Below are 11,697 nucleotides of genomic sequence, written 5' to 3'. Positions count from 1 at the left end.
TATTACTGAGATTCACGCCCTGCCCGGAAGTTTCTTCCAGGCCACTTCATTTCGCAAATAAACCGGCTCAGCGTGTTCAACGGCCACGGTTTTTCCCGCGCTCAGCAGCTGACAGGCGATCGGCAGCATATCTTCAGCATGGGGGAGTAACACCTGACCATCGACCAGCGTCAGACCGCTGTCATTTGCCATATCCGGCCAGGCTGGCCAGCCTGTACCCACAGTAGCCCACTCGCCGGAAAGTTGTTTCAACCGTTCAGCAACGGCGTCCGGTTTGAGCACCGACTCGGTCTCTTCACCCTGCCAGACGCCCTGCTCATCGCGCGTATACTCGCCCCAGTAGACTTCGCCCATGCGCGCATCAATCGCGGCCAACACACGCGTCGCGCCAGTGCTGCGCCATGCGCCCTGCGCCATGGTAGCGAGTGTGGAAACGCCAATCATTGGCAGATCGGCGCCCAGCGCCAGGCCCTGCGCGATACCAATGCCGATACGCACGCCGGTGAAGCTGCCCGGCCCACGGCCAAAGGCCAGCGCGTCGAGTTCAGTTAAAGTGGAGTTGCCCTGGTGAAGGATCTCTTTCACCAGCGGCAGAATACGTTGGGTATGTTCCCGGGGGCACTCTTCAAAATGGGCAAAGAGGGTACCGTTATCCCACAGGGCAACGGAGCAGGCCTCTGTAGCGGTATCAATAGCCAGAATTCGCATGGGTCTCGCGCTCTCGCAATGGGTAGTCACAAAATGGCGCGCATCTTAGCACACTCCAGGGCAAATTACTCCGCCGTTGGGTTCGCCAGGAAACGCACCGCGCGATTAATGTCCCGCGTGCGGGGCGCGGGTGGCAGACTGGCAAGGAATGTCGCGCCGTAAGGGCGCATCACCAGGCGATTGTCGCAGATCACCAGCACGCCACGGTCGTCCGTATCACGGATCAGACGCCCGACGCCCTGCTTCAGGGTGATAACCGCGTCCGGGAGCTGTACGTCGTCAAAAGGATCGCCCCCGCGCAGGCGGCAGTCTTCCATGCGCGCTTTCAGCAGCGGATCGTCCGGAGAGGTAAAGGGCAGTTTGTCGATGATCACCAGGGAGAGCGCATCCCCGCGCACGTCCACCCCTTCCCAGAAACTACTGGTTGCCACCAGCAACGCGTTACCGGCAGTGACGAACTGCTGCAACAGCTGGCCTTTACTGGTTTCGCCCTGCAACAGCACGGGTAAGGTCATGGTGGCGCGAAACTGTTCGGCCAGATCGCGCATCATGGCGTGGGAGGTGCACAGCATGAAGCAGCGGCCATTGTTGGCCTCGATCATCGGTTTGAGCATTGCCGCCAAATGTTTCGCCGCGCCCGGCTGGTTCGGCAGCGGTAAGTTGCGCGGCACGCAGAGCAGTGCCTGGGTTTCGTAATCGAACGGACTAGGCAGCAGCAGTGAATCTGACTCTTCAATCCCCAGTCGCTCCGTGAAGTGGTGCAGATCGTCGTTCACGGAGAGCGTCGCGGAGGTAAATATCCAGCTTCCCGGTTTCTGCGCCATCACCTCTTTGAATTTATCGGCCACGGTCAGCGGCGTGAGCGCCAGGGTGAACTGGCGCGCGGTGCATTCATACCAGTAGCTAAAGCCGGGCTGGTTGATCTCTTTAAGACGTTTCAGGCGCGTGCGGTACAGCGTGGCGCGCTCAAAAGCGGCGTCGAGCAAGGCGCTGCGCCCGAGGGACAGCTTAGCCACGTCATAACACAGCTCCAGCGCATCATCGAGCAGCAGCAGCGCGCGCTGAATATTGCTGTCGGCTAACAGTTCGCGCAGATTCCCGCGATAGCCGGGTTCGCCCAGCTGCATACGAAAATCCTGCGCGCTTTGCGCCAGCCGGTCAGCGCATTTCTGCAGCTGCTGGGTGTCGCGCAGTTCGGTGCGATAAGCAATGGTGAAATCTTTGGCGAGATCCTGGAGCTGACGGCTGGAGAGCGACTGACCAAAATACTGGCTGGCAATATCCGGCAGTTGATGGGCTTCATCGAAGATCATCACTTCCGCTTCCGGAATCAACTCACCAAAACCGCCGTCCTTAACCACCATATCCGCCAGGAACAGATGGTGGTTCACCACCACCACGTCGGCATCCATCGCGGTTTTACGCGCTTTGACGACAAAACAATCTTTATACAGCGGGCAGTCGCTGCCGAGGCAGTTGTCGTTGGTGCTGGTCACCAGCGGCCACGCCTGAGAGTCTTCGGCGACGCTGGCGCAGGTGCTGATATCCCCGTCAATGGTTTGATTCGCCCAGGCGCGGAGGATGATCACATCGCTCAGGGTCTGAACCGGCAAATCGCCGCCAGCCAGCGCCTGCTGTTCGAGGCGCTCAAGACAGAGATAGTTTGAGCGCCCTTTCAGCAATGCCAGGCGGCCTTTATAGTTCAGGGCTTTTGCCACCGTCGGCAGGTCGCGACTGTAGAGCTGATCCTGCAACGCTTTCGAGCCGGTTGAGATGATCACTTTCTTTTTCGCGCGCAGCGCAGGGGCAAGATAGGCGTAAGTTTTGCCCGTCCCGGTGCCTGCCTCGACCACCAGCGACTGGGTATTTTTGATGGCGCGGGTGACCGCTTCCGCCATATGTCGTTGCGGCTCGCGCGGTTTAAAACCGGGAATCGCCTGCGCTAACTGACCGTCTGCTGAAAAATCGTCTGCCACGTTGCTCTCTCACTGTATTTTTGCACAGGGATTATGTCAGCCCGCCCTCTCCTGTGCCAGTCGAAATAGACGTTGACGGAACATTATGGCAGTCTTGCGGCCTGAAACCATTTATGAGGAAAGGTTTATGACAATTGTGCGCATTGATGCGGAAGCCCGCTGGTCTGACGTTGTGATTCACAATCAGACGCTCTACTACACGGGTGTACCCGAAAACCTGGACGCTGATGCGTTCGAGCAAACGGCCAATACGCTGGCGCAAATTGACGCGGTTCTGGAAAAACAGGGCAGCGATAAATCCCGCATTCTGGATGCGACCATTTTCCTGGCGAATAAAGACGACTTTGCTGCGATGAATAAAGCCTGGGATGCGTGGGTGGTAGCGGGTCACGCGCCTGTACGCTGTACGGTACAGGCCACGCTGATGAAGCCGCAGTATAAAGTTGAAATCAAGATAATCGCGGCGGTGTAAGACGATTATTCGTCGTCTTCGTCATCCTCGAAACGCGCCACAATCCGATCGCCGGTATGGGTGGCGCGAATTTCCTGGGCTACGGTCGTAATCGCTTGTCCGCTGCTCATTCCCTGGGACATCAGTTCCTGAATACGCTCGACGGCTTTTTGCTGCTGTTCATGACTGAGGGAAGGTAAACCTGCAAACATTATCAACTCCTGCTAAATTATCTGCGCTAATAAATTCACGCTGCCCGGTAGTATGCCACACATGAACCCGTTACCCCCTACTGTCATTTCATTACCCTGGCGTCATGACGCCGCCGAATTCTGGTTTGCGCGCTTAAGCCATCTTCCGTGGGCGATGCTGCTGCACTCCGGGCATGCCGATCACCCTTACAGCCGCTTTGATATTCTGGTCGCCGATCCGCTCACCACCCTGACGACCCGCGGTGATTCCACGCAGATATCGTCAAGTGACGTTGTCACATCTACTGACGATCCGCTCGCCCTGCTTGAGCGCGAACTGAACGCCCTGCCGTTCAGGGCTGCAACGGATCCTGATTTGCCTTTCCAGGGGGGCGCGCTGGGGCTGTTTGGCTATGACCTGGGCCGCCGATTTGAAACGCTGCCAGAGCACGCGCAGAAGGATATTACGCTGCCGGATATGGCCGTTGGGCTGTACGACTGGGCGGTGATTGTTGATCATCATAAACAACGGGTTTCACTGCTGAGCCACAGCGACGCTGATGCCCGACTGGCGTGGCTCGACGCGCAGCAGCCCGTTCCGGCCATCGATTTTACGCTCACCTCCGCGTGGCGTTCCAATATGAGCGCGGATGAGTATGCGCAGAAGTTCGCGCAGGTGCAGGCGTATCTGCACAGCGGTGACTGCTATCAGGTGAACCTCGCCCAGCGTTTTCAGGCGACTTACGCGGGCGATGAGTGGCAGGCGTTTACGCGCCTGAACGCCAGTAATCGCGCGCCATTCAGCGCCTTCCTGCGTCTGGAACAGGGAGCAGTCCTGAGCCTCTCGCCGGAGCGTTTTATTCATCTCGCCGATGGCACTATCCAGACGCGCCCGATTAAAGGCACCCTGCCGCGCCTCACGGACCCTGACGCCGATCGGCTGCAGGCGGAGAAACTCGCCGCCTCGCCAAAAGATCGCGCCGAGAATCTGATGATTGTCGATCTGATGCGTAATGATATTGGCCGCGTCGCGGAGCCGGGCAGCGTGCGCGTTCCCGAGCTGTTCGTGGTGGAGCCATTTCCGGCAGTGCATCACCTGGTGAGCACGATTACCGCGCGTCTCCCGGCAAGCCGTTCTGCCTGCGATCTGCTGCGCGCGGCGTTTCCTGGCGGATCGATCACCGGTGCGCCGAAAGTGCGTGCCATGCAGATCATTGACGAACTGGAACCGCATCGCCGCAACGCCTGGTGCGGCAGCATCGGCTATCTGAGCCGGTGTGGCACGATGGATACCAGCATAACCATCCGCACCCTGACCGCCAGCGACGGGCAGCTCTACTGTTCGGCAGGCGGCGGGATTGTGGCCGACAGCCAGGCAAACGCGGAATATCAGGAAACGTTTGATAAAGTTAACCGCATCCTGCATCAACTGGAGAGCTAACATTTGGATACCCACGATCTGACCCTGGATGATTTTCTGTCGCGCTTTCAGCTTTTGCGCCCGCAGGTGAATCGTGATGCGCTGAACAGCCGCCAGGCGGCGGTGTTGATCCCGGTGGTACGCCGCGAACAGCCGGGATTGTTGCTGACCAAACGCTCGTCGCATTTACGTAAGCACGCAGGCCAGGTGGCGTTTCCCGGGGGGCAGTCGATGCCTCCGATGCCTCACTGATTGCCGCTGCCCTGCGCGAAGCCCAGGAAGAGGTGGCGATCCCGCCAGAATCCGTTGAGGTGATTGGCGTGTTACCGCCGGTGGACAGCGTGACCGGCTTTCAGGTAACGCCGGTCGTCGGGATTATCCCGCCCAATCTCCACTATCACGCCAGCGAAGATGAAGTGGCGGCGGTGTTCGAAATGCCGCTGGCGGAAGCCCTGCGACTGAGCCGATATCATCCGCTGGATATTCAACGGCGTGGACACGATCACCGGGTGTGGCTGTCGTGGTATCAGCATTATTTTGTCTGGGGCATGACGGCGGGCATTATTCGTGAGCTGGCACTGCAAATCGGCCTGAAGCCTTGACTATACTTTACATTCTGAATTTTTCTTCGGGTTTGCGAGGGGCGTCGCACCATTAGCAAAACAGGGGTTATTCATTAGTTTAATTCATGTGAATAGTTCAGCCGACCTGTAACTTCCCTCTTACACTATGCGCAGTTATAACATCGTTACTGGAACCCCGGTAACCCTGTCAGGAGTAAGAAAGTGATTAGTATATTCGACATGTTCAAAGTGGGGATTGGCCCGTCTTCTTCCCACACTGTAGGGCCGATGAAGGCCGGTAAACAGTTCGTCGATGATCTGGTCGAAAAAGGATTACTGGAAAGCACTACCCGTGTAGCCGTTGACGTTTACGGTTCACTCTCTTTAACGGGTAAGGGCCACCACACCGATATCGCCATTATTATGGGTCTGGCAGGTAACATGCCGGACACCGTGGATATTGACGCCATTCCGGCGTTTATCCGCGACACTGAAACACGCGGTCGTCTACTGCTGGCTAACGGCAAGCATGAAGTGGATTTCCCCCACGACGACGGCATGCGTTTTCGCAGTGATAACCTGTCACTGCACGAAAACGGCATGCAGATCCACGCCTTTAACGGCGACAAAGTGATCTACAGCAAAACCTATTACTCCATCGGCGGCGGTTTTATCGTCGACGAAGAGCACTTTGGCAAAGACACGGCGGGCGACGTTAACGTCCCTTATCCGTTCAAGTCTGCGCAGGAAATGCTCGACTACTGCAAACAGACCGGCCTGTCGCTCTCCGGCATGGTGATGCAAAACGAACTGGCGCTGCACAGCAAAAAAGAGATCGAAGACTATTTTGCTAACGTGTGGCAGACCATGCAGGCCTGTATCGACCGTGGGATCAATACCGAGGGCGTTCTGCCAGGACCACTGCGCGTACCGCGTCGTGCCTCTGCCCTGCGCCGTATGCTGGTAACGACCGATAAATTCTCCAACGACCCGATGAACGTGGTCGACTGGGTGAATATGTTTGCGCTGGCGGTGAACGAAGAGAACGCCGCCGGTGGCCGCGTGGTGACGGCACCCACTAACGGCGCATGCGGTATCGTTCCGGCGGTGCTGGCCTATTACGATCACTTTATCGAGCCGGTGACGCCTGACATTTACATCCGCTATTTCCTCGCAGCGGGTGCAGTGGGCGCATTGTACAAAATGAATGCCTCCATCTCCGGTGCTGAAGTGGGCTGTCAGGGTGAAGTGGGCGTAGCCTGTTCCATGGCGGCGGCCGGTCTGTCTGAACTGCTGGGTGCCAGCCCGGAACAGGTTTGCGTGGCAGCGGAAATCGGGATGGAACATAACCTTGGTCTGACGTGCGACCCGGTCGCAGGACAGGTGCAGGTACCGTGCATCGAGCGTAACGCCATCGCCTCCGTGAAAGCGATCAACGCCTCGCGTATGGCCATGCGCCGCACCAGCGAGCCACGTGTGTCGCTGGATAAGGTCATCGAGACCATGTACGAAACCGGCAAAGACATGAACGCCAAATACCGTGAAACCTCTCGCGGCGGCCTGGCGATCAAGGTGCAGTGCGACTAACCAGTTCGACTGTCCCCTGAATACGTCACGCCGCAGGACGTTTAAAACGGCGTGAAGTATGACGGGGATATGCCCATCTGCAACGGATGGGCGAATTTTCTCCGCTGTCTCGTCACCTTAACATTTCCCCACTACACTTTCTGTGTTGCCCCGGCGCCTGGTGCTGGCGGCTTATCGAGCGTCCTTTTCATGCAAACTGCGCAAAGGATCATTAAAAGCTATCGCCGAAACCGCATTATTGTCTGTGTGCTGGTGGCGCTTTTTACGCTCTTTTTGACCCTGAGCTTTCGGTTTATTTCACAGCGTAATGTAAATCAGGACCGTATTCACGCCTTTGCAAACCACTCTGTGAATGCACTGGACAGTATCCTTATTCCCCTTGAGAGTGGCCGCGAAAAACTGCAATCCCTGGTGGGTGCCCCCTGCGTTGATATCCATCTGTCGTTACGAAAACAGGCTGCAACTCTGCAAACCGTGCGCTCTATTGGGTTGATCAAAGACGGGATCCTCTACTGCTCCAGTATTTTTGGTATCCGCGACGTGCCGATCCGTCAGATACAACCGGCATTACCCTCAAGCCAGCCGCAGCTGGTGCTGTCGACGGATAAATCGCTGCTGAAAGGCAGCCCGATTTTAATCCAGTGGTATCCCGTCTCTGATAGCGGCGAAGACGGCGTGATGCAGGTTGTGAATATCGAGCTTATCACCCGCATGATGCTTGAGCCGCAGCCTCCGCTGATCACTGACGTGAGCTTAAGCGCGGGCAATAAATTTCTTCGCTACGGTCAGAATGTGACCGACACGCTCACCTATACCGATAACGCGATGATCCTGCGTCAGTCTTCGGCCCATTTCCCCTTCACCATTACCGTCAGCGGGCCTGGCGCGAGCCAGCTGGCGCTGAAAAATCTGCCCTCCCAGCTCCCACTGGCGGTGCTGTTGAGCCTGCTGCTGGGCTATATCGCCTGGCTTGCCACCGCCAGTCGCATGAGCTTCACATGGGAGCTTAACCTCGGCCTAGCTGCACGTGAGTTCGAGCTGTTTTGCCAGCCGTTACTCAATGCCCGCACGCAGAAATGCGTCGGCGTGGAGATCTTGCTGCGCTGGAATAACCCCCGCCAGGGGTGGATCTCCCCGGATGTTTTTATTCCGCTGGCGGAGGAACACAATCTAATTGTTCCTCTGACGCGTTACGTGATCGCAGAAACCGTCCGTCAGATTGGCTATTTCCCGGCCAATAAGGGCTTTCATATCGGGATTAACGTGGCGGCCAGCCATTTTCGCAATGGGATGCTGTTACAGGATTTGAACCGCTACTGGTTCAGCGCGCATCCCAAACAACAGCTGATTGTTGAACTCACCGAGCGGGATGCCCTGCTGGATATGGATTATCGCATTGTGCGGGAGCTACATCGCAAAGAGGTCAAACTGGCGATTGATGATTTTGGCACCGGCAGCAGCTCACTCTCCTGGCTGGAGAAACTGCGCCCTGACGTGCTGAAAATTGATAAATCTTTCACCACGGCGCTCGGGACGGATGCGGTGAATTCAACGGTGACGGATATGATTATCGCCCTTGGCCAGCGGCTGGATCTTGAACTGGTGGCGGAAGGGGTGGAGACGCAGGAGCAGGCGCGCTATTTGCGCGATCACGGCGTGACGATTTTGCAGGGATTTTTGTATGCGCGGCCGATGCCGCTGAAAGATTTTCCGCGGTGGCTGGCGGAAAGCTCGCCTCCACCAGCACCGCGGAATGGGCATATCGTTCCGATTATGCCCTTACGCTAAGCCTGATTACTCTTCTTCGTCGTGGGCGGACTGCTCTTTAACAATACGCACCAGGTCTACGCGGTAATCATTTGCCTGCATGATGGTGATTTGCAGCGGCGGCAGCTCAATGATATCGCCAACGCGCGGGATCTGGCCGTTCACGGCAATCACTAATCCGGCAACGGTCGCGATATCTTCTTCATCGTTGATGACGTTATCGAGACCCAGCGTGTGCTGCAGAGCGTGCAGATCGGTTGTCCCTTTGACCAGCCAGCCGTCGCCATCCGCCACGATTTCTGGCGTTTCATCGGCGTCCGGGAATTCACCGGCAATGGCTTCCAGCACGTCCAGCGGCGTGACCAGGCCCTGTACTACGCCAAATTCGTTAGTGACGATCACAAAGCTACCGCGCGCGCGACGCAGCACGCCCAGCAGGTTGATCGGGTCCAGCGTTTCCGGAACCACAATCGCCGGTGAGGCCGCCGCAATCGCTTCGACGTTAACGCCCTCTTCCAGCGCCACCAGCAACTCTTTGGCACGCACGACACCGATGATTTCATCCAGCTCACCGCGACACACCGGGAACAGGCTGTGCGGTGAGGAGAGCAACTGCTGGCGGATTTCATCGACGCTCAGGTTGGCATCGACCCAGCTGATTTCACCGCGTGGCGTCATAATGCCGCGCAATGAGCGGGAGGCCAGCGACAGCACGCCGTTAATCATGTAGCGCTCTTCTTCAACGAACGCCCCTTCCGGAACCGGAACCGGGTTATGGTTCGCGTTTTCCGGCTGGACGGTCGTCTGGCGGCGACCGCCCATCAGACGCAGGATGGCGTCAGCGGTACGCGCACGCAGCGGCTGATTCGACTGCTGCTTAATGAAGTTGCGACGCGCAATCTGGTTAAACAATTCGATAATGATCGAGAAGCCAATCGCGGCGTACAGGTAGCCTTTCGGAATATGGAAGCCGAAACCTTCTGCGACCAGGCTCAAACCAATCATCAGCAGGAAGCTAAGACACAGCACCACCACCGTTGGATGTTCGTTCACAAAGCGAGTCAGTGGCTTCGAGGCCAGCAGCATCACGGCCATCGCAATCACAACCGCAGCCATCATCACCGGCAGGTGGTTCACCATACCGACGGCGGTAATTACCGCGTCCAGAGAGAACACGGCATCGAGCACCACGATCTGTGCGACAACAACCCAGAAACTCGCATAGCCTTTACCGTGCCCGTCGTCGTGCTGGCGGTTCTCCAGCCGTTCATGCAACTCGGTGGTGGCCTTGAACAGCAGGAATAGTCCCCCCACCAGCATGATCAAATCACGACCGGAGAAGGTGAAATCCCAGACGGTAAACAGCGGTTTGGTCAGGGTAACCATCCACGAAATAACGGACAGCAGCGCAAGACGCATGATCAGCGCCAGCGAAAGGCCGATTAAACGCGCTTTGTCGCGCTGTTTAGGCGGCAGCTTATCCGCAAGGATGGCGATAAACACCAGGTTGTCGATACCAAGAACAATCTCTAGAACAACCAGCGTGAGTAATCCCACCCAGATTGACGGGTCCATTAAGAATTCCATGACAAGCTCCTGCTAAAGGAATGACAAAACGGCGCCCCGGAAAGCGTGGGCGAAATGGCGGTAGACATGTTCAACGAGTGGCGAGGATCGCCGGAGTGCGAGGCGCAAAATGGCCTGGAAGATGACTGACGTCGGTGACGGTCCATACAGTGGGCTGTAGCCCTATACTCCTGGTTATTAAACGGAGGCTAAACATATCAGAGACAATGGCTTTTTAGCAAAGATTTACTTTCCTTTGCAAAGATCTGTAACAGAGTCGATTTTCATTTGGGATAAATCTCCTCTGTGAAGCTAAATTACGGATCTTCATCACATAAATTATTTTTTCACTATCTAAAATAATTCACGGAAGTCTTCGTTAATTTAACTCTAACCCTTTATCTGAATCGATTCGGTACGCCGGGGAAGATTCTCAGTACATCTGCCTGGCAGATGTATTCATGATAATAAAAGGAGGTAGCAAGTGACCATTGCTATTGTGATAGGCACACATGGTTGGGCTGCAGAGCAGTTACTCAAAACCGCAGAAATGCTGTTGGGTGAGCAGGAAAACGTTGGCTGGATCGATTTCGTCCCTGGCGAAAACGCTGAAACGCTGATTGAAAAATACACTGCTAAGCTGGAGAAACTGGATACCAGCAAAGGCGTGCTGTTTCTCGTTGATACATGGGGTGGCAGTCCGTTTAACGCCGCCAGCCGCATTGTCGTCGATAAAGAGCATCATGAAGTTGTCGCTGGCGTAAACATCCCGATGCTGGTGGAAACGCTGATGGCCCGCGATGATAACCCGAGCTTTGACGAACTGGTCGCTCTGGCAGTCGAAACCGGTCGCGAAGGCGTGAAAGCGCTGAAAGCACAACCGGTTGAGAAACCGGCTCCGGTCGCAGCGGCAGTGAAAGCAGCGGTCCCGACAAAACCGATGGGCGCGAACGATTACATGGTGATCGGGCTTGCGCGTATCGATGACCGTTTAATCCACGGCCAGGTGGCAACACGCTGGACCAAAGAGACCAACGTGAAACGCATTATCGTCGTCAGCGACGAAGTGGCTGCCGATCACGTGCGTAAAACCCTTCTCACCCAGGTTGCTCCTCCGGGCGTTACCGCACACGTCGTGGACGTCGCCAAGATGATCCGCGTGTATAACAACCCGAAATATGCGGGCGAGCGTGTGATGCTCCTGTTCACCAACCCGACAGACGTCGAGCGCATTGTTGAAGGCGGCGTGAAGATCACCTCCGTCAACATTGGCGGTATGGCGTTCCGTCAGGGCAAAACGCAGGTGAATAACGCGATTTCAGTCGATGAAAAAGATATCGAAGCCTTCAATAAGCTGAATGCACGCGGTATTGAGCTGGAAGCCCGTAAGGTTTCCACGGATCAGAAACTGAAAATGATGGATTTGATCGGCAAAGTTGGGAAATAACCCAGGCGCTGATTTTTCACA

General features: G+C 56.3%; 9 protein-coding genes and 1 pseudogene. 6 read left to right on the top strand and 4 right to left on the bottom strand.

Annotation, left to right across the window (positions count from 1 at the left end; all coding sequences use genetic code 11):
• Positions 1 to 12: 12 nt before the first annotated feature.
• Positions 13 to 708, bottom strand: a complete 696-nt coding sequence (gene tsaB, locus DAI21_RS13995; protein ID WP_102103955.1) for a tRNA (adenosine(37)-N6)-threonylcarbamoyltransferase complex dimerization subunit type 1 TsaB — start codon at positions 706 to 708, stop codon at positions 13 to 15.
• Positions 709 to 773: 65 nt separating this feature from the next.
• Positions 774 to 2,684 (bottom strand): ATP-dependent DNA helicase, encoded by a 1,911-nt coding sequence (locus DAI21_RS13990; RefSeq protein ID WP_100779829.1) that lies wholly within the window; start codon positions 2,682 to 2,684, stop codon positions 774 to 776.
• 127 nt (positions 2,685 to 2,811) lie between these two features.
• Between DAI21_RS13990 and DAI21_RS13985 the strand changes: the two genes are divergently transcribed.
• Positions 2,812 to 3,156, top strand: coding sequence for a RidA family protein (locus DAI21_RS13985; RefSeq protein WP_107703380.1), 345 nt, complete (start codon positions 2,812 to 2,814; stop codon positions 3,154 to 3,156).
• 5 nt (positions 3,157 to 3,161) lie between these two features.
• Here DAI21_RS13985 and DAI21_RS13980 read toward each other — a convergent pair whose 3' ends face one another.
• Positions 3,162 to 3,347 carry a YoaH family protein gene (locus DAI21_RS13980; protein ID WP_100779827.1) on the bottom strand — a complete coding sequence of 62 codons (186 nt, stop codon included), beginning with the start codon at positions 3,345 to 3,347 and terminating at the stop codon, positions 3,162 to 3,164.
• 61 nt (positions 3,348 to 3,408) lie between these two features.
• Here DAI21_RS13980 and pabB point away from each other — a divergent pair, with 61 nt between their 5' ends.
• The 4 genes and pseudogenes from pabB to DAI21_RS13960 all read left to right on the top strand — a co-directional run bounded on the left by pabB (position 3,409) and on the right by DAI21_RS13960 (position 8,684).
• On the top strand, positions 3,409 to 4,767 hold the full coding sequence (gene pabB / locus DAI21_RS13975; RefSeq protein WP_107703379.1) for an aminodeoxychorismate synthase component 1: 1,359 nt from the start codon (positions 3,409 to 3,411) through the stop codon (positions 4,765 to 4,767).
• Between the two features lie 3 nt (positions 4,768 to 4,770).
• Positions 4,771 to 5,348: pseudogene (locus DAI21_RS13970) on the top strand (CoA pyrophosphatase).
• A gap of 183 nt (positions 5,349 to 5,531) precedes the next feature.
• Complete coding sequence (gene sdaA, locus DAI21_RS13965; RefSeq protein WP_100779824.1) at positions 5,532 to 6,896, top strand: L-serine ammonia-lyase; 1,365 nt, start codon at positions 5,532 to 5,534, stop codon at positions 6,894 to 6,896.
• A gap of 189 nt (positions 6,897 to 7,085) precedes the next feature.
• On the top strand, positions 7,086 to 8,684 hold the full coding sequence (locus DAI21_RS13960; protein WP_107703378.1) for an EAL domain-containing protein: 1,599 nt from the start codon (positions 7,086 to 7,088) through the stop codon (positions 8,682 to 8,684).
• A 6-nt stretch (positions 8,685 to 8,690) separates the two neighbouring features.
• On the opposite strand, the gene yoaE is transcribed toward DAI21_RS13960, so the two are convergent.
• Positions 8,691 to 10,250 (bottom strand): CNNM family cation transport protein YoaE, encoded by a 1,560-nt coding sequence (yoaE, locus tag DAI21_RS13955; protein ID WP_100779822.1) that lies wholly within the window; start codon positions 10,248 to 10,250, stop codon positions 8,691 to 8,693.
• A gap of 463 nt (positions 10,251 to 10,713) precedes the next feature.
• Here yoaE and manX point away from each other — a divergent pair, with 463 nt between their 5' ends.
• The gene (gene manX, locus DAI21_RS13945; protein ID WP_107703377.1) at positions 10,714 to 11,676 is read left to right on the top strand and encodes a PTS mannose transporter subunit IIAB; all 963 of its coding nucleotides are present in this window, start codon (positions 10,714 to 10,716) and stop codon (positions 11,674 to 11,676) included.
• Positions 11,677 to 11,697: the final 21 nt, after the last annotated feature.

Source organism: Lelliottia sp. WB101, assembly GCF_003051885.1.
Classification (GTDB): domain Bacteria; phylum Pseudomonadota; class Gammaproteobacteria; order Enterobacterales; family Enterobacteriaceae; genus Enterobacter; species Enterobacter nimipressuralis.
Note: the sequence above shows the minus strand (reverse complement) of the source record. Positions and strands in the feature narration are given on the sequence as shown.